Raw genomic sequence first — 18,590 nt, forward strand, 5'->3', positions numbered from 1 at the left:
CAGCCGCAATCGCCGCGCCTGCAATCAACAAGGATTACATCAAGTCGCTGGCATCGCCGGGTAAGACCGTGCTTGTCATTGAGTATTATGACGGAGACGGAAAAGTTACGGCTCGGAAGGGTTTGCATCCGCTATAAGGCAACTTCACCGACCGAATTTCGGGTTGATGATAAGACCCTTCTGAATCTGTACGGGCTAGAAGCCTGCAGGCGAAATGGTGAACCGCAAGGATGATTTTGCTGGTTCTTGCTCTGACTACGCCAAGCAGCAGTTGCAGATCATGTTGCAGTCGCCGAAGGTTCTCTTTTGTCGGGCATTTGTAAGTGAAGAGCGCCCAAACAAAATGTGACGTGCTACGGCTATTACAATTACCCGGAAGCCTGGACACCGTTGATATGCTCGAAGAGCAAATGCTCTCTCTCGGCGCGCTCCGCATTGCGAAATCGAAAGAGCTGTCCCGATCTGAAGATCGAGAAGACGGCTCTTATGGGATGGCCGATCCGCGGCCCAATGAAGTCAGCCTTAATGTCGCTATGTGTGGTCCTTTTCTCGCCAACGGCTTTGCCGCGCCGGAGGATATTTCGACCTCCAGCCGGGCGTTACTTTGGAATCTGGGATACGTGGGTCTCTGAAGGTCAGCGCTATCGTCTCTATGGTGTTCAGTCATGCCTTGAACTGCTTTCACTGATACGACCGGAAGAAGAAGGACTGCGGCGAGGCTTCGCTTGCCGTATTCGCGGCTTATATCAAAGAACCAAACCGGTATTCGTAGCGCAAACTGCCGATACTATGTCGACAATCGGCGGAAATCGCCTCGATTTATCGACGGTGTTGATTACGAGCGGCTATGCCTTTGCCGCGCTGAAGGCTGACGGGCTTCCTACTATCCAGCATACGCAGTGGCCGAACAGGAAGCTCGAAGCGCAGGCCTCTGGCAATTCGAAGACGTTCAGCATCCTGCCATCCTGTTGAGCAAATCGGCAAACGAACGGACGAGGAATGCCCAACAATGAAATATCTGATCGTAGCAATGTCATTTGCCGTCGCATCGACACCAGCATTCGCAGCTGATGCTATTAAACGCGCGCCAGCTGCCAGCGTATCGGTTCAACCTAGCCAGCCGGTACCGCTTCCAATCTTCGTGTCGCGGTTATTGATGGTCGGACCCTCTGGTTTCCACTTATGCCCAACGAGTTCGGCTCGCGGACATTGACGCGTGCGAATTGCCTCAATGGGCGCTTGATCCGAAAACACGTCACGAAAGCGCCGCCCCTGACCCCTGTGGCTTTGCAAAATGGCTCAGCGATCCGTCCGCCGTCTCCCGTCGATGCTATGATGCTGAAGGCATAGCAGATGCACATGGGACGCGACCTATCTCGAAATGTTCTGTGGATTCATCCCACCAGCCACCCTCATAGGCTATCAGCGTACCGCCATGTCGGCGCGATATGGCATGTGGGCGACCTATGTTCTGGATATGAATGAGTGGCGGCGCAAGGCCGTCGACAAAACGCTCGATCGTCAGCCTATCGCGGATTTCAACCTACTCGTAGAGCGCAAAAGCGAAATCTCTCCCCCGTTTGCCAACGCGCGCAGAAAACCAAGAAGGACAGACCGATAGTTGTCGGAAATCGCTCATATTGCGCTCAATTTCGCGCGCGATCCTATGGCCTGCTTGTTGCTGGCCATCCTGCTATCGTTTTTGCTTATCATCCCGTCATCGAAAATCTGGTGGGTTTACGGCATATTGACCGCTCTGTTCCTCACCGTATCGCTGTATTGCAAGGACAACGGCAAATGTCGTTCGATGTGTTCTTGATTAGCGTCCTTGTCTCTCCAGCGATGTTCAAATCATCACTTGGTCTATCGCGTTGGAATTTGCTGGTTTTCGGCATTCACACTTATCGCCCTTTGCAGCGAAGCGGCTCGATGTTGTCACATGTCTCTTACACGCCCGAGACGTCTTGCCTACCGGGTTGTTTTCACAAGCTACAATATGAGGATGACCTGAAATGAAGCAGTTTCTGTTTGCAATCGCCGGCCCACTATCGCCGTGATGCCATCCGCTGCAATAGCGCAGGACACGGGAGGGATGCCATCTGGGGCTGTCAGGTCCTTTGTGCGCAGCATCATCAAACCCTTCGTGGCATGGTGTCCCTTATTGCGTCCCGCCAATGACCGTTGATCAAGGCCATGGCAAAACGGGCTCATGGCCCATTTGCCATGAAGCTAAGTCTGGCAAACCCGGATATCAGCCTTACGAGGATTGCCCATCTGGATTCAAGGAAGCCAGCAATATGAGTGATCGCGGCGCAATGCTGTCCAACCGCTGCGAAAAGACAATCAACACCTGCACCAACAAGATCAGGGACCAGAACAAAGAGCTTCAGTACAAGGATGTTCAATATCGAGACATTGGCAACTCGGATCGCGGAAATAGTTGTCGAAAGGTCGTCTCCATTGCTCGTCCAATGCGAAAAGACCCTTACTTTTTCGACGTTCCCGATTATCAAGGTTTGAAGGGGCGCTATTGGTTCAACTTGAAATTTTAAGGAGCTCTAATGAATCAGAACGCACTTCTCGCACTGGCAGCAAGCGCCGGCATCGCTGTTGGCGCGGGCGGTACTTGGTTCGTAGTCTCCAACGCTTCGAGCAACGCAACAGCCATCGCAAAAGCCGATATCGTTGCAGCGATCAAGGCCGACCCTACACTTTGTCCCGTTCCCGATGAGCCAGCGGCGAGCGCCAAGCTCGATGTGCCAACTCAAGCTGAAGCATTGTTTGCCGTAAGGAAGCTGGAAGAAAAAAATCCGCTCTTATGGGACAGAAGAGAACTCGAAAACCTCTCTGTCTCGTTGGCGAATTGTTGGCCAGTCGACGGTGCGACCGGCATGGTCGAATGCGTAGCCAATGTCAAAAAAAACCCGTCGGCGCAAACTATCGCGAGAACGGTTGGATTTGCCAAGGATCAATCATCCGGCGAATGGATTGCGACAGACCGCAAATAGAAGAAGCCCGCTGGCGGGCTTCCAAAGCAATCATAATTTCTTATCGACGCTTTTCAAAACTGATGCCATTTCGCCCCGTGCGAGCGTAATCCGCCCGGAGATAAGAGAAGCGGCGAGATAGACCAGTTTTCCGATGGCGTCATCCACATCTTGCGGCTCATAATCTACGATCCGGCGCGGATCTTCCGCTAGCGATGACATATCCAGCAGTCGTTTTGTCGGGCCATTGTCGCCTAGGTCAACGACATTGGTTTCATCCCGCCAATCCAATGTATCTGCAATAGCATCCATAATGGCCTCCGAAATTCATTTTCAGAAGATGGGTGATGCTCGTAAGTGCAATCCTCGAAACTGATGCCTAGTTGATAGCAGCACGATACACGATCATTAGTAGATCAATGCTTCTTACTGCCCGATGCACAGTTTCTCGTCTCCATACACCAATTTTCTGACGAAACAGTCATCCCAAAATCCAAGTGATAAAAATGTTGATTAAGGCATCCCACACGATAGGATGAGAAACACTGCGAAACGAAACGAAATCTGAGCCGCTAAGATATTGACAAAGAACGGAAAGTTTTTTCTCCCGCCACCGAAGGATGGGAGCGACTTCAAAGAATTGTTCAAGCTCATTGTCGCCGCCGGTGCTGGTCGCCCGCTAGGATCCGACGGTCATACGGCAGGTCCATGGACGCCAGAGCTTCTGGCGGAGGCCATAACGCATGTAGATCCTAAGCGGATTGGTGTCGATCTTCGAACGGTTCAGCTCTGGTTTCAGGAGAATGAAAAAGGCATAAGCACGACCAACATCGGGTTGCTGGCAAGAGTTTTAAGTTGTGGTGATACGGTTGCTACAAGCGAATGGAGTATGGAACTCAGCGCTGCACACTCGGCTTGTCGCTAAAAGACGTGAGCAGAAGAAGACTGAAACAGCCGAACCGTCGGAGCCAGCCCGAGTTGAACCCCGAATTGCAACATCGGACTCTGCAAACGATAACGATGGTAAGCGATGGAATCTGACTAGATGGTCAGAAAAGCTTTTCGGTGAGGGGTCTCCACTGAATCTGTCTGCCTCGGTTTTTGCTGGAATGTCGCTCTCGGGTTCCTTTCGTACATCATTGGCATTCACAACGTAACATTCACCCGATCAGATGGCGTGATCAAGCAGGTCGGATCCTTTGGGCGGCGAACTGGACCCTCGTGTTCATGGTGTTTCTTCCGGTCTTCCTGGCCTTCGTTTCCGAACTGGTGCATTCGTGGAAGCAGGAGGAACGTCGTCGGCATTTCGATGGCACACCCGAGTACAGCGACCGGGCATGGCGTGATATTATCGACGCCTCATCGGGTTCGTTTTGGGCGGTCTTCCTAATCTGTTTGCTTTTTGCTGGTGTGTTCCAGTGGATCGGCGTTTGTCTGGTCCCTCTCATAAGTGGAGGAGGAAATTACGCAACCGATTGGGGCACAATCGCGATAGTCCGGCCCGAAATCGTGACGATACCTGCGATCGGTTTTACGGCATTTGCCTATCTTTATATGAGTTTTTCATTTTATCTCTTCTTCGCCGGCCTCATACTGCTTTACTCGGTCATCAATGACCTTCGAAAGTTACGCGAAGGACCAACAGCGCAGACGAACGCAGGTACGGGCTTTAGAAGCGAGACCGCTATCTGGGTTATGCAGGGTTTTCGCTGCACGGTTTTAGGCATTTTGATCGCTACCGTGATGAAGCTACAAAGCTCGTATTTAGCCTCTAACGGCGCGAGCATTGTAGCCTGGGTGATCAACGACCTTTCATCTATCTTGTACGATCAAGCGACGGCGCACAGCCGTATCAGCTATCGAATGCCCACACACTACAGCAGTCTGCTAATCGCAATATCGACCTGTTTTGTTTTCCTTTATGGAGTGACCCGCACTGGAGCAGGAAATCATTTTAAAGTCACCTTGTGGAAAATGACCGCCGTTGTGATGCTTCTATTTGCAAGCTATCTGTCAATCGACACGTTTTCTGGCTTTACAGTCTTGATGTTTGTCGGGCTCCTAATCGCTATTTATGGCTTATTTGATCCGGCCCTTGGGTCCCGGCGCGCGAGTGTGAGGTGAGTAATCAAAGTGTTTCATAGTTGGCTTGATCAATGGGATGAGAAACGGGCACGACGCGGAGAAGATGCTAAAAAAGTAACAGCCGTCATTCTCGATGCAGAACGTGCGTTTCCGGGGCGCCCCAAAGGTTTCCACTATCGATGAATTCTGCCAGCTCGGGGTGCAGGCAGCTGCCACGCCATCGTACTTCAGAGCGCCACTCGGTAGCGATAGAGATTTTGAGCGGGCAGGGGACTACCTCAAATTTCCATCTGAAATTTCGACAGACGTTGAGGAAAACAACCAGGTCTGGGCTAAGATCACGGATAGCGGGTCACGGGACAAGGCACTGGTGATATTTCATCATTGGAACGCACGTTCCCGTAATAGTCAGATCGCACGATATTTCTCGAAAAGAGGCATTACGGTTGTCGAGATCGCAATGCCTTATCATTTTGAACGAAGCCGTCCGGGGTCCGACTACGCTGATTATATGCTTAGCGCAAATCTCGGCCGAACGATCAATCGCTACGGCAGGCCGTGTGGGATGGACAAAAGCTCATTCGCTGGCTCAAAAGCCAAGGCTATCGAGAAATTTCCGTACTTGGAATGAGCCTCGGTTCATGGGTTGCAGGACTGGTCGCGGCTCATGATACCAATGTTAAGAAAGCTTCGCTGTTTCTCACAGCCGGAAGTCTGGCCGAGATGGTCTGGACCGGGCGCGCAACGCGCGCCATACGCGAGAGCTTTGAGCCCACGATAGACCTTTCTCATCTACACAGGGCTTGGGCACCGCTCGATCTGGGAAATTACGCCTACAGTCTCGCCCGTCCAGATTTGGATATACAGATTGTTTTGGCAAAAAGAGACAAGGTTGTATTGCCAGAATTGTCAATTGCTCTGTTGGAAAGTCTGAATAATGCTGGCGTAAATCCGAATGTTCAGCAATTAAACTGTGGTCACTATTCACTTGCCATTCCGCCGTACATTTTTAGGGCTGGAGCCAATTTGAAGCGATTTGTTGCTTCAACATCGTTGCGAGAGAATGTTCCATAATTATACTTATCTGATTCATTTGTATAACAGGGGTGGGTTCTAGTTTGAAGTGCGACTTGCAAATGATAACAATGAGTTATCCAATGCAAGGAACCTGTCATGGAACGCACCTACGCGCATATTGATCTGGATGAACGCCGCAGAATAGCGCGCTGGCGCACCGCAAAGCTCTCCGTTGACGTTATTGCTGAGAAGCTTGGAAGGCACCGCTCGACCATTTTTCGTGAACTCAAGCGCAATCAGTTTCACGATGATGAGATCAAGGATTTAAACGGCTATTACTGCACGATTGCCGAGCAGAAATCCCGCGAGCGGCGTTCAAAGCAACGTAAGCTGATCCGGTATGATGAGCTACGGCAGTCCGTGATCGATCACATCAGCGATGGATGGTCGCCGCAACAGATTGCAGGGAGAATGCGATTGGAACGCCATCCAATCTCTGTCAGTCATGAAACGATCTATCAGTTTGTGTATTCGACCGACGGTCGAAAAGAAGAGCTTTGAAATATCTGCCGGAACGTCGTGCCAAACGACGCCCACGTCATGCCCGGCGTCATCATGGACGCCGCTTTCCACCAGAACTGAGCATCCTTTATCGTCCAGACATGGTTGCCAGACGCAAGCAGTTCGGACACTGGGAATGCGACCTTATCCAGTTTCGCAAGAGGTTCGGCAAGGCCAATGTGACGTCTCTAGTCGAGCGGGTGAGCCGCTTTACGGTTTTGTTGCGCAACAATGATCGTCAGTCACGACCAGTGATGGATGGGGTGATTAGGGTACTCCAACCCCCTGCCCCAAATAGCCCGTCGCTCCATCACGTTTGATCGTGGCACTGAGTTCACAGAATGGGCTTATCTGCAGAATGGGATCGGGTCGCAAACATGGTTCTGTGATCCGCAGTCACCCTGGCAGAAAGGCACCGTTGAAAACACCAACAGACGCACAAGACGATGGCTTCCCCGAGATCTTGATCCGCTCACCCTCAGTGATCGAGACCTCGCCTTCATCTGTCATCGCCTCAACAATACGCCGCGCAAATGTTTGGGTTACAAAACACCTGCAGAAGTCTTTCGGCAAAAATTAATCGCAAACAGACATCGTTTTGCGTAAACTCAAACCGCAAAAAGTCGCGCTTCAGCCTGACCTCACAACCTTATTCGCCGCACCCGACATTGCAAATGGTCAGGTTATGACTCGATGCCGTGCCCGTCACCGCCACTAGGAATTCCTCGGGTTCCTTAAACATATTGAGGCGAATATTCTGCCTGTCCTCGACGCCCATCTGGTGGTCGATAATTATGTAGCTCACAAACATCCGAAAGTCCGTGCATAGCTCGCGGCTCGTCCGCGCTTCCATGTCCACTACACACCAACTTATGCGTCATGGCTCAACCAGGTCGAGCGGCAGTTTGACCCTATCACGCAACGGCAGATACGCCTTGGTTCTTTCGTCAGCGCCAGGGACCTGATTGGGAAAATAAGCGCCTTCGTTGAAGCCTATAATGCCAAGGCAAAACCCTTTGTCTGGACAGCCACAAGCCAGTCCATCCTCGCGAAGATCGAACGATTATGTAAAGCTATTTGCCGGACAGGACACTAGGCCGTGTGGACGAATTGACTCAGGTATAAGTTTTCCGGTTCCAGATTTTCTTTCAACATGATTCACACATTGCCGACGTAATTTGGAGGTCGGCAATGTGCACGAAGATTACAGAGAGTGACTATGAACTGGCACTGGAGGTCTTTCGTGCTTGTCTACCAGCCGTTGGCGCGAAAGCAAAAAATGACCGCCTATTTCTTGAGGCATTGCATTATTTCACCCTTCATAACATCTCATGGCGGGCTTTGCCTGAGCGATTTGGTAACTGGAACAGCATATGGAAGCGTTTTGACCGCTTGGGTAAAGCGGGTGTGTTCGAAGACTATTTTTCCATTTTGGCTGGGCTTGATGAAAGCGCTCATCTGATTGCTATGTTCGACAGCACCGTCATTCGCGCCCATATATCTGCAGCAGGTGCTAAAGGGGGCAGGAAGGTCAAGCGCTCGGTCGTTCTCGTGGAGGGTTCGGAACCAACATCCATCTGAAAACCGACCGAAATGGTCAGCCCCTTGGGTTTGAACTAACCGGAGGCGAAGCTTCCGATAGTAAACAGTTTGAAAGCCTCATGGAAACTGGCCCTCAAGTCAGGCACCGCGCTATTATTGCTGACAAAGGCTATGATAGCGACGTTAATAGAGAGACTGCGCGAAAGGCTGGCGCAATTCCTGTGATCCCTTACAGATCAAACAGAAGAAATATTCCGAAACATTTTGCCACGGCGCTTTATCGAGGTCGCGCACGTATTGAACAAATGATGGGGAAGCTCAAACGGTTCAAACGTGTAGCACTACGTTGCGAGAAAACAGCAAGAAATTTCCGATCCATCGTCGCAATCGCTGCTGCTTTTATCTTAATCAATTCCGTCCACACGGCCTAGCATGTGATCATCGGCTCAAGTTTACAGCATTCACTCGTGTAACCCGTGCCTCGTGAGAAGAGCGCAGACGGTAACGATCTCCAGGATAAGTGAACCGGCTGCGTGTCACTGGTATACCATCGCGCCATGTCTGCCTATCTACAAGCAAACAAGGCTGACTGATATCAATCTGCAGATTTTCGCGAATGTCTTCATCCGCGCGTATAGCACGGATTGTATTGTCGACTGTCGTGACAATCGTGTTACGCAACAGCCAGAAATTCGGGGTAATCAGGGTGAAGTCCTGCTCGAGATAATCGGGCGCTTCAGCGCTATTCACATATCGCTCTTCGATTTGGATCGGTGTTCCATCTTCGAGGTGCAAAAGCTTGGAATAGAAGACGTCGTTTTCGGGCGAGCTCTGCAACATATTCCGCCGCGGGTTGTCCGCACTCAAAACCTCGTGCTGCAAAACACGGCTGCTATGCGCGCCGCCCGACAGGATCACTTCCTCTGAAGCGTCTGGCAAATTGAAAATCGCGCATTGCATCCGCGGGCCAACGACGAATGTTCCGCGTCCCTGAATGCGCAACAGAACCCCGTCAGCCTGCAATTCCCGCAATGCCCGGCGCACTGTCAGGCGAGATGCACTGAAGGTTCCCGCAAGGTCATCTTCTGAAGGCACCTGAAAGTTTGCCGGCCATTCTGCTGTTTCGATCTTTTTGTCGATAGCGCTTTTTATTTGAGCATATAATGGTTGGTCTGAACTGTTCATATCTCACAACAAATGATGTTATTAATAGCGCATAATCACATTCATAGTCGGGCTGGGTCAAGTCCACTTGCGTGATTACACATGGCATGAATCACGGGTTTCACCCCTAATGATTGCTTGCTAATGTTCTGGCTACAAATTCAGCGTCTGCCGGAAGTTGGTCCAGCGCCGGAAAGCCGAAGACATTCAAGAACATCAGCGAAACCGCTAAAATATTTGGTTTGTCATCAATGGAATCCACCCTGAAATAGATTGGGATCAGTTTTTCCAAAACATCAACTTCAATTCTTTCGGCGTTTAACTCAGCACTTTTGATAGTCTCGCGGAAGGCACCCGTATTTTCAAAACGTGTCGCCCACGCATGCACCTTCAGCGTCTTTCGGACAATTCTCAGCGGGATTACGACCTCTTCCCGCCATTCTTGTATTTCGGCGTATAGAGCGCTGAGCGCTTTTTGCCGTGACATATCGGTCTGTTGTTACCGCGTGCAGAACCGCCAGATAAAACGGCACATCAATGGCATAATTGTCTTGCAAGCTCAGCAAGGCAGCCGGAATTCCGGGGCTTGGCATAGAGTTGAAGCATAAAGCTCCAAAGTGCTGAATGACGTTCTATATCGTCCACTCGCGTGATCCTCTGCCTTTAAGATCCAGGCTTCAGCCCATCCCAACGTTTAACCGTGCCTGTTTCAATACCGAACAGATCAAGAGCGCGGCCCACAGAATGGCAGACCATCTCGTTAATGCTTTCGGGATGCGAATAAAAGGCTGGAACAGGCGGCATGATGATTGCCCCCATTTCAGTGAGTGCTGTCATCGTTTTCAAATGCCCGAGATGCAGCGGCGTTTCCCGCACCATGAGAACCAGTCGGCGCCGTTCTTTCAAAACCACATCAGCGGCCCTGCTCATCAGTGTCGACGTCACACCCGACGCTATCTCCGACATGGTTTTAACCGAACACGGAGCAACCAGCATACCCATCGTCCTGAACGATCCCGATGCTATCGAAGCGCCGACATCCGCAGCCGAATGAACCACATCGGCGCGATGCGACAGCTCTGATTTTTGTATACCAAGCTCCTGATGGAGCGTGAGCAGCGCTGCGCGCGAAACAACGAGATGCGTTTCGACGCCCACTGATCGCGCCAGTTCCAGTGCCTTAAGCCCATAAGCTGCGCCCGAAGCGCCCGAAATTCCTATCACCAGGCGTTGAGCGCTCATCGGTTACGCTCCCTCGAACCAGTCGCTGGCCTTGACACTGTCGCCAAGTCGCAATCGCTTGCGTTCAAACTCCTGTTCCCGTCCCCATGGCTTGGTCGCATCCACAAGCAGCCTGCCCCAATGGTCCTTCTGTTCATCCCGATAAAATGATGGTGTATCCGGGATGATCAGCATGTCCTTGTCTGGGCGACAACGCGTTAGAATGGCCCATTGCACATCATCCATGTCGTAGATATTCACGTCGGTATCCACCACCGTGATCTGTTTTGACCATATGGGTTCGGCCCCGATAGCCCCCAGCATGACCTGACGCGCATGTCCCTCGAACTGCGGCTCGATCTGGATGATGGCGTGATTGACGAATGGCTGGCAGGTGACATTGATGATACCGGGAAGCGCAGCACTCAAGCGCTGATAAATATTCGCGGAAACCGATAGTTCGAGTGTGAGCACTTCTTCAGGTGAACCACATAATATCGAATGAAACATCGCGTCTTTGCGCACGGTGACGCCCAGTACTTCGAAAACCGCATTAGGTCCGACAGGAACGTAATACCCCATAAACTCGCCAAAAGGCCCTTCGGCGCGGCGTTCATTGGGAAGAAAGCGTCCTTCGATAACCACTTCGGTTTCTGCAGGAACTTCAAGATCGATATGGTTGCATTTGCGCATGGCAATCGGTCGTCCACGCAGGCGTGCCGCCACTTCCAATTCGTCGACATCATACGGCAGTGGCGCTGCTGCGGTTAGAAATGCATGCGAAGGTGTACCAATCAACATGGCCGCTTCGAGCGGTTTGCCCAGTTTTTCCGCCTTCTCATGATAGATCGTCAGATGATGGCGAGGTGCCAAGCGACAGCGCAGCTCGTTATCGCTGATAAACATCGAGCGATGATAGGACAAATTACCAACGCCGGTTTCCGGATCTTTGGCGATAAACATGGCGGAGGTGAAATAGGCGCGCCGTCCCGGTCAGAATAGGTAATCAGCGGCAGATCGGACAGCTTCACTTCTTCATATTCGGGAAGTTCGCTGTCATCGGCAAGTTTCAGCGGCTCTTTCATCTCTGACGCCAAGAGATGCGAGACGGCTCCACTGGGTGCAAAAATCCTTTGCGTCAATGCCGATCACTTCGGCAATTCTGTCGCGCGTGCTGTAAACATTGCTGACAACGGGAAACCGTGTGCCTTTTACGTTGGTAAACATCACCGGCTTCGCCCATTTTTTCTGCGCAAGCTGTGTGACGGCTGCAAGTTCATGCGCAGGGTCAATCTCTCGATCAACCACCAGCAGATCGCCGCGCTCTTCAAGCTTATTGATAAAATCTCTCATCTCAAACTCCATTCTAGGATTCAGCGGACAGTGCCCAAATTGGGTGTTAATGCGATACGGGTGGTACGCGCGTCGTGCGCGGAACGCAGCCGATAACGGTCTCCGGGATAGATAAAACGGCTACGCGTGACCGGAATCCCGTCGCGCCATGTCGAACGGTCCAGAAGCAGGCAAGGCTGGTTGGCATCGATCTGCAAAAGCTGGCGTATGTCGTCTTCAGCGCGAATGGCACGAATGGCATTATCAACTGTTGTGACCACCGTTTCGCGCCGAAACCATGCTTCGGGGCCTTGCGTTGAAAACGTCTGATCCAGATATCCCGGAGCTTCTGCGGCGTTGACATAGCGCTCTTCAAGCTGAATGGGCGTGCCATCTTCCAGATGAAGAAACCGGCTGTAATAAACCACGGCATCTGCGGACAATTGCAGAATGTTGCGCGCAGGATTGTCCTGCGCAAGGGTTGTGTGAACCAGAACCTGACAGGTGTGCGCGCCGCCAGAGTTGGCGATTTCATTGCTGATATTGGGAAGGTCGAACACGGCGCACTGAATGCGCGGCCCCAGCACAAATGTGCCCCGTCCCTGCACGCGGATTAACACGCCCGCTGTTTGCAGCTCGCGCAACGCACGGCGCACAGTCAATTGTGAAACATCAAACTCTGCGGCCAGATCACCTTCCGAAGGGATCTGGAAATTTGCCGGCCATTCTTCCGTTTCAACGCGGCGATCAATTTCGCTTTTGATTTTTTTATAGAGATGCTGGTCAGTGTTCACGATGCGCGCTCATAAAATTGGCCAATGTGATAGTAAACTTCAACCATTATGATATCATAATCAAGTGCGTAAATTTAGAAATGCTAGAAATGTGTCGGACAAAAATCGCCCTCATCAGCATAAGGACCGCTATTCTGCGGTTTTATCGCTGTTTTGACCCAATTTCGACGTCTTGTATTTTTTCTGTTGACTTTTAAAGTGATATCACTTTGCATAGATAAGAATATCTTTAGTGCATCGAAATGAATAATTCCGGGCCACGCGGCGGAAAAGGAAGCTATGCTTTCAGCACAAGGGCTCGCCAAGAGGAGGGGCAATGTCGACCCACGACCTGCAAAAACTTGCTATGTATATCAACGGTGAATGGGTAGAGCCGTCATCGGGCCAATATATCGAGACCATCGATCCATTTACGGCGAAGCCTTGGGCCTTGGTGCCTCGCGGCAATGCCGAAGACGCTGACAGAGCCATTCAAGCAGCGCATAATGCCTTTACCAAAGGCCCGTGGAGAAAGTTGCATCCCAGCGAGCGTGGCCGCATTATACAGCGCTTCGCCGATCTCATCGAACAGAATGCAGATGAGCTGGCTGAGATCGAAGTGTGCGATAATGGTCGCCTTCTCGCCGAAATGCGCCATCAAATTCGCTATATTCCGCGCTGGTATCACTATTATGCCGGGCTAGCGGACAAGATCGAAGGTGCGGTGCATCCCTGCGATAAAAAAGCCCTGAGCTTCTCGCGGCACGAGCCACTCGGCGTCTGCGTCGGCATCGTGCCGTGGAACGCACCCCTGTTTCTGTTTTCACTCAAGGCTGCCCCCGCCCTGGCAGCCGGTTGTACGCTGGTGATGAAACCGGCCGAGTATACCTCGGCTACGGCTATCAAATTGATGGAACTGGTTGAAAAGGCTGGCTTCCCCGCAGGTGTGATCAATGTCGTGACCGGCTATGGACCTGAAGTTGGTGAGCCGTTGGTGACGCACCCGCTCACACGCCACGTTGGCTTTACGGGATCGACCCGCACGGGTGCGCATCTATATGCGTTGGCGGCTAAAGACATCAAGCGGGTTAGCCTCGAACTGGGTGGCAAGTCGCCCAATATCATTTTTGAGGACGCCAATCTTGATAATGCCGTACGCGGCGTCGTCGGCGGTATCTTTGGCGCGGTAGGTCAAACCTGTATTGCCGGTTCGCGCTTGTTGTTGCAGCGAAAAATACACGATGAATTTCTGGAAAAACTGACGGCCTTCACCAAAACGGCGCGCATTGGCGACCCCAAACACCTGGATACCCGCATCGGCCCTATAGCCAACGCCATGCAGTATGAGAAAGTGCTGGGCTATATCGATATCGCGCGGCAGGAAGGTGCAGAACTCATCATCGGCGGCAAACGGCCCGATCTGGATGAATGTGCGGCAGGCTATTTCGTTGAGCCAACGATTTTTGCAGGTGTGAACAATGATATGCGCATTGCGCGTGAAGAGGTGTTTGGACCTGTTCTGGCAGCCATTCCATTTGATGATGCGGAAGAAGCCGTAGCCATCGCCAATGACAGCGAATTCGGGTTGGCTGCAGGTGTCTGGACCTCGGATATGCGTCGCGCCATACTCATGTCGGAAAGCCTGGAAGCGGGCAGTGTCTGGGTAAACACATATCGCGATGTGTCCTACACCACTCCGTTTGGCGGCTATAAAAAGAGCGGAATAGGCCGGGAAAACGGAATAGAAGGAATTAAAGAGTTCCTGCAAACCAAAGCCGTGTGGTTATCCACTGCAGAGGAGATAGCAAATCCGTTCGTGATCGGCTGACAAGGAACGCCAGAACAAAGCCTAAAAAAGCGAGCCATTTGAGGCCGGGTGGTTCGCAAAAAATTACGGCCAAAGGGGAACTAGAAAATGAGTATTAAAGAAACAGTGCGCTCTAAAAAGGCGATTACGCTTACTGTCGGAGCAACGATAAGCCTTCTCATGATCACAGGCTCTGTCAGTGCGCAAACCGCAGCGGACAGCCTGCCACAGAAATATCGCGAAGCCGGTGTAATCAAGCTGGTTACCGACGCGAAATATCCGCCCTTTCAGTCTATGAACGACGCTGGCGAAATGGTCGGTTTTGAAGTCGATCTCTGGAATGCCATCGCCGCCCGTCTCAACGTCAAAGTCGATGTTACATCGGTTTCGTTCGATTCTCTGATCCCCGGTGTTCAGTCGGGACGTTGGGATATTGCGATGGAAGGCATCACCGACAATGCCGAACGCCAGAAAGTCGTTAGTTTCGTTGATTACGGATACACCACATCATCGGCCTATGTCCTTGAGCAAAAAGGCGCTGATATCAGCGACCATTTAGGCCTTTGCGGGCTGAAAGGTTCCGCGCAAAGCGGCACCGAATGGGTGGACATGATCACGAAGGAAATCGGCGAAGCCTGCGTTGCGGCCGGCAAAGAAAAGCCAACCGTTTCAGAATTCGGCACATCCGAAGCAACATTGCTGTCGGTTTATTCCGGTCGGAGTGATTTCGTTTTGACCTCTGCGGCACTTGCCGGAGAAATTCAGAAGTCGGCACCACATCCGGTCAAAGTTATTCCTATGCAAATTTTGCCAAGAATGCCCAGTGGCATCGCATTCCGTAAAAATGAAACAGATCTCGGCGAGGCTCTGCTGGCAGCTCTGAAGGAAGTCAAGGCCAGCGGCGACTACGACAAAATCTACGCAAAATGGACTGTCTCGCCAATGGCGATGGAACACGAGCCAGGTATAAATCTGGCCACGATCCCAACTTCAAAATAGCAATCTCGGTCGGTGATATAACTCGGGATTGAGTTCATCGGCCGCATCAATGCGAATATGATTGAGAGACAGCTACTATGTCGGATGATTCAATTCTCGCCGCCTCGCCTTCTCCTGACCGGCCCATGCTGACATATATTTCGGCCAGCGCTTGGAAGACGCGGATAACTGCAACGCTGCTTATCATCTTCATACTTTATTGCGCCCAGATGATTGCGGCTAATCCTAATTTTGGATGGAGTGTAGTTGGAGAATATCTGTTCGATAGTCGCGTCCTGTGGGGGCTGTCTCTCACGCTATGGCTGACTGTGGTCACCATGGTTATTGGGGTTGTTCTGGGAACGATTTTAGCCATCATGGCGATGTCCAATAATTTCGTTATTTCGAAAGTAGCCAAAGCCTATATCTGGTTCTTTCGTGGAACCCCCGTCCTGGTTCAATTGATCTTCTGGTACAACCTCGGTGCCCTGTTTCCCGAAATATCGATCGGGCTGCCTTTCACATCATGGTGGATTTCGGTTCCCACCAATTCATTGATATCGCCGGTAACGGCTGCTGTCCTTGGTCTGGGATTGAACGAAGGCGCATATATGTCCGAAATCATTCGGAGCGGCCTGATGTCGGTGGAACCCGGTCAAAAACAAGCGGCGAAATCACTTGGCATGACCAACGGCAAGGCTTTGTGGCGCATTATATTGCCGCAGGCGATGCCAGTGATCATCCCTCCGACCGGCAATCAGACGATTGGGATGCTGAAAACATCCTCTCTGGTGAGTGTGATATCATTGGCTGACCTGCTTTATTCGGCGCAAACTATCTACTCCCGCAACTTTCAGACCATCCCTTTGTTGATCGTGGCGTGCATCTGGTATCTGGCGGCAACGACCATTCTGAGTACTGTACAGGTTCGCATCGAGCGGCATTTTAGTCGCTCCAATCAGCAGACAAATACATCCTCAACTCGCCTTCCCCGTCGTCTGTTTCGTCAGAAAGCTTGATAAAATGTCCGATTCGATGATTGTCTTTGACCGGGTGTCGAAAAATTACGGCAGCATGACTGTCCTCAATAACATCAACCTTGAAGTGGCCGCCGGTGAGGTGGTTAGTCTGATTGGCCCATCGGGATCGGGAAAATCAACGTTGCTGCGCTGCGTGAACCATTTGGAACGCATTGAGCAAGGCAGCATCAAGGTGGACGGTGAGTTGATCGGTTACCGACGCGAAGGCAATTTTGCGCACGAACTTCCAGAAAAGATGATCGCACGCCAACGCGCCCGGATCGGCATGGTGTTCCAGAACTTCAACCTCTTTGGACATAAAACAGCACTCGAAAACGTCATCGAAGCGCCTGTTCATGTGCTGGGAATTGCAAAAAGCGAAGCTGTGAAACAAGCGAGCGAGGTGTTGGCACGCGTGGGGCTTGCCGATAAATTACATCACTATCCCCGCATGTTATCTGGTGGGCAGCAGCAACGCGTTGCCATTGCGCGCGCCTTGGCAATGAAGCCCAAAGTCCTGCTTTTCGATGAACCGACCAGTGCGCTTGATCCTGAACTGGTGGGGGAAGTGCTCGACGTCATGCGGTCGCTAGCAGCAGATGGTCTGACAATGATGGTGGTGACGCACGAGATGTCGTTTGCACGCGATGTTTGCAATCGGATTGCATTCATGCAAGCTGGCCAAATTGTCGAATGCGGTGCTCCCTCGGAAATATTGGATAATCCCGCATTTGAGCGAACCCGCTCTTTCCTTTCCAAGGTTCACTAGATGACTATTCCGCACAAGGCGGTTTCTTCGGATAAATGGGACCTGATCATCGTTGGCGGCGGTATAGTCGGATGTTCAACGGCTCTTTATGCCGCACGATCAGGCTTGCGTGTGCTGATTGTCGAGCGTGATACACCGGGATCCAGACAATCCGGCCGAAATCTTGGCTTTGTGCGTCAGCAGGGCCGTGACTTTCGCGAGCTTCCGCTGGCCATGGCTTCTCTCAACCTGTGGGAAGGACTGGAGCGGGATCTGGGCCGTAAAGTGGGCTGGCTTCGTGGCGGCAACGCGGTCCTTGCCACCAGTGACAGTGACCTTTCCAACCAAGCCGATTGGCAATCCAAAGCCACAAAGTATGGGTTGGACACGGTTCTGCTTACACAAGCGCAAATTCGCGAAAAGCTTCCGCTTATCGCAGACAATGCTAAAGTGCGCGGGGCCATGTTTACCGCATCAGACGGGCGTGCCGAACCGAGTCGAGCAACGCGAGCCATGTTTGAAGCGGCGATTGAAGCCGGTGTTTCCGTTATCCTTGGCGCGCGTGTGACGCGAGTGGATATTCAGGCTGGTCATGTGCACGGGGTCTGGATTGGCCGCAGGCTTTATCGCGCAGATCAGGTACTGTGCGCAGCGGGCACCGAAAGCTCCAAGCTGTTGCGCGCGGTTGGGTACATTCTCCCGCAAGAAAGAATACGCGCAACCGTGGCACGAACGGTCCCGGCCGCAGATCTCACCGTCAATCCCTGCATTTCACTGCCACTGACCGGCATTCGTCAGGATGCACGTGGAGCATTCGTCTTTTCAGTGGCGGGCGGGGAATATGATGTTCGTCTCGATTCCTGGCGCACCATGCGTCACTACCAAGAAACACGTAAGAGCAATCCTGACGCGGCCCGGATAAATTATCTAGGTCCTCTGCAAAAGTTAGCGCCCTTGCGACCATCGGCACCGATTGCTGACATTGCACCAACAAGCGAGGCGGTAGAACCCGCGTATTATCGCGTGCAGCAGGCGCAGGATGAGATAAGGCGCTTCCTGCCGGCGATCGCTGATCTCGAAATCGAAGCGGTTTGGGCTGGCATCATCGACACACTTCCTGATGTGATCCCGGTTATGGGCCATGTGAACGGCGTCGATGGACTTCTAGTGGCGACGGGCTTCAGTGGACACGGTTTTGGCCTAGGTCCAATGGCTGGTAAAGTCATGGCTGAATTCGCACAAGGGCACTCGTCTTCAGTGGATATATCGGGCCTATCACCGGATCGGTTCTAACCATAATCGGTAGACCTCAAACAGTGTAACGCGCACCCAACACAATCAACTAACAAAGACAAG

At 51.8% G+C, this 18,590-nt stretch carries 15 protein-coding genes and 7 pseudogenes; 14 read left to right on the forward strand and 8 right to left on the reverse strand.

What is annotated here, in order from left to right; all coding sequences use genetic code 11:
* Positions 1 to 8 precede the first annotated feature (8 nt).
* From C9380_RS24930 to C9380_RS24950, 4 genes and pseudogenes are all read left to right on the forward strand, one after another.
* Positions 9 to 506: pseudogene (locus C9380_RS24930) on the forward strand (hypothetical protein); the annotation flags it as partial.
* A 29-nt stretch (positions 507 to 535) separates the two neighbouring features.
* Positions 536 to 1,013 (forward strand): annotated as a pseudogene (locus C9380_RS24935) (thermonuclease family protein).
* Positions 1,014 to 2,297: 1,284 nt separating this feature from the next.
* Positions 2,298 to 2,552, forward strand: a complete 255-nt coding sequence (locus C9380_RS24945) for a hypothetical protein (RefSeq protein ID WP_164844749.1) — start codon at positions 2,298 to 2,300, stop codon at positions 2,550 to 2,552.
* A gap of 9 nt (positions 2,553 to 2,561) precedes the next feature.
* Positions 2,562 to 3,008 carry a hypothetical protein gene (locus C9380_RS24950; RefSeq protein ID WP_128095018.1) on the forward strand — a complete coding sequence of 149 codons (447 nt, stop codon included), beginning with the start codon at positions 2,562 to 2,564 and terminating at the stop codon, positions 3,006 to 3,008.
* A 30-nt stretch (positions 3,009 to 3,038) separates the two neighbouring features.
* On the opposite strand, the gene C9380_RS24955 is transcribed toward C9380_RS24950, so the two are convergent.
* Positions 3,039 to 3,299 carry a hypothetical protein gene (locus C9380_RS24955; RefSeq protein ID WP_094574634.1) on the reverse strand — a complete coding sequence of 87 codons (261 nt, stop codon included), beginning with the start codon at positions 3,297 to 3,299 and terminating at the stop codon, positions 3,039 to 3,041.
* A gap of 268 nt (positions 3,300 to 3,567) precedes the next feature.
* Between C9380_RS24955 and C9380_RS24960 the strand changes: the two are divergent.
* The 5 genes and pseudogenes from C9380_RS24960 to C9380_RS24980 all read left to right on the forward strand — a co-directional run bounded on the left by C9380_RS24960 (position 3,568) and on the right by C9380_RS24980 (position 8,623).
* Positions 3,568 to 5,131: pseudogene (locus tag C9380_RS24960) on the forward strand (RcgA family putative transporter).
* A pseudogene (locus C9380_RS24965) lies at positions 5,121 to 6,146 on the forward strand (RcgR family putative quorum lactone hydrolase). The pseudogenes C9380_RS24960 and C9380_RS24965 overlap by 11 nt, the downstream one beginning before the upstream one ends.
* A gap of 99 nt (positions 6,147 to 6,245) precedes the next feature.
* Positions 6,246 to 7,256 (forward strand): annotated as a pseudogene (locus tag C9380_RS24970) (IS30 family transposase).
* A 585-nt stretch (positions 7,257 to 7,841) separates the two neighbouring features.
* Complete coding sequence (locus tag C9380_RS24975; RefSeq protein WP_128095019.1) at positions 7,842 to 8,231, forward strand: transposase; 390 nt, start codon at positions 7,842 to 7,844, stop codon at positions 8,229 to 8,231.
* Entirely contained in the window at positions 8,228 to 8,623 is a 396-nt protein-coding gene (locus C9380_RS24980) for an IS5 family transposase (RefSeq protein ID WP_244430475.1), read from the forward strand. Before C9380_RS24975 ends, C9380_RS24980 begins: the two co-directional genes overlap by 4 nt.
* A 7-nt stretch (positions 8,624 to 8,630) precedes the next feature.
* Here the strand turns inward: C9380_RS24980 and hutC (C9380_RS24985) are convergent, their stop codons facing one another.
* From hutC (C9380_RS24985) to hutC (C9380_RS25010), 7 genes and pseudogenes are all read right to left on the reverse strand, one after another.
* Positions 8,631 to 9,377, reverse strand: a complete 747-nt coding sequence (gene hutC, locus C9380_RS24985) for a histidine utilization transcriptional repressor HutC (RefSeq protein ID WP_024899070.1) — start codon at positions 9,375 to 9,377, stop codon at positions 8,631 to 8,633.
* Between the two features lie 106 nt (positions 9,378 to 9,483).
* Positions 9,484 to 9,843 carry a DUF2390 domain-containing protein gene (locus C9380_RS24990; RefSeq protein ID WP_128095020.1) on the reverse strand — a complete coding sequence of 120 codons (360 nt, stop codon included), beginning with the start codon at positions 9,841 to 9,843 and terminating at the stop codon, positions 9,484 to 9,486.
* 22 nt (positions 9,844 to 9,865) lie between these two features.
* Positions 9,866 to 9,949: pseudogene (locus C9380_RS28750) on the reverse strand (hypothetical protein); the annotation flags it as partial.
* Positions 9,950 to 10,019: 70 nt separating this feature from the next.
* Positions 10,020 to 10,598, reverse strand: coding sequence for a UbiX family flavin prenyltransferase (locus tag C9380_RS25000; protein ID WP_094543066.1), 579 nt, complete (start codon positions 10,596 to 10,598; stop codon positions 10,020 to 10,022).
* Positions 10,599 to 10,601: 3 nt separating this feature from the next.
* Positions 10,602 to 11,546, reverse strand: a pseudogene (locus C9380_RS25005) (UbiD family decarboxylase); the annotation flags it as partial.
* A gap of 87 nt (positions 11,547 to 11,633) precedes the next feature.
* Positions 11,634 to 11,930 (reverse strand): hypothetical protein, encoded by a 297-nt coding sequence (locus C9380_RS28755; RefSeq protein WP_353954669.1) that lies wholly within the window; start codon positions 11,928 to 11,930, stop codon positions 11,634 to 11,636.
* A gap of 20 nt (positions 11,931 to 11,950) precedes the next feature.
* Positions 11,951 to 12,703: a histidine utilization transcriptional repressor HutC gene (hutC, locus tag C9380_RS25010; protein WP_024899066.1), complete on the reverse strand. Its 753-nt coding sequence runs from the start codon at positions 12,701 to 12,703 to the stop codon at positions 11,951 to 11,953.
* Between the two features lie 316 nt (positions 12,704 to 13,019).
* On the opposite strand from hutC (C9380_RS25010), the gene C9380_RS25015 reads away from it, so the two are divergent.
* From C9380_RS25015 to C9380_RS25035, 5 genes are all read left to right on the forward strand, one after another.
* Entirely contained in the window at positions 13,020 to 14,510 is a 1,491-nt protein-coding gene (locus tag C9380_RS25015) for an aldehyde dehydrogenase (RefSeq protein WP_128095023.1), read from the forward strand.
* Positions 14,511 to 14,597: 87 nt separating this feature from the next.
* Complete coding sequence (locus tag C9380_RS25020) at positions 14,598 to 15,488, forward strand: ABC transporter substrate-binding protein (RefSeq protein ID WP_024899064.1); 891 nt, start codon at positions 14,598 to 14,600, stop codon at positions 15,486 to 15,488.
* 77 nt (positions 15,489 to 15,565) lie between these two features.
* Complete coding sequence (locus tag C9380_RS25025) at positions 15,566 to 16,486, forward strand: amino acid ABC transporter permease (RefSeq protein ID WP_024899063.1); 921 nt, start codon at positions 15,566 to 15,568, stop codon at positions 16,484 to 16,486.
* Positions 16,487 to 16,490: 4 nt separating this feature from the next.
* Positions 16,491 to 17,255 carry an amino acid ABC transporter ATP-binding protein gene (locus tag C9380_RS25030; protein WP_024899062.1) on the forward strand — a complete coding sequence of 255 codons (765 nt, stop codon included), beginning with the start codon at positions 16,491 to 16,493 and terminating at the stop codon, positions 17,253 to 17,255.
* Positions 17,256 to 18,527, forward strand: coding sequence for an NAD(P)/FAD-dependent oxidoreductase (locus C9380_RS25035; protein ID WP_024899061.1), 1,272 nt, complete (start codon positions 17,256 to 17,258; stop codon positions 18,525 to 18,527).
* Positions 18,528 to 18,590 lie beyond the last annotated feature (63 nt).

The sequence above is a fragment of the Brucella pituitosa genome (genome assembly GCF_003049685.1).
In the GTDB taxonomy this organism is placed as follows: Bacteria; Pseudomonadota; Alphaproteobacteria; order Rhizobiales; family Rhizobiaceae; genus Brucella; species Brucella pituitosa.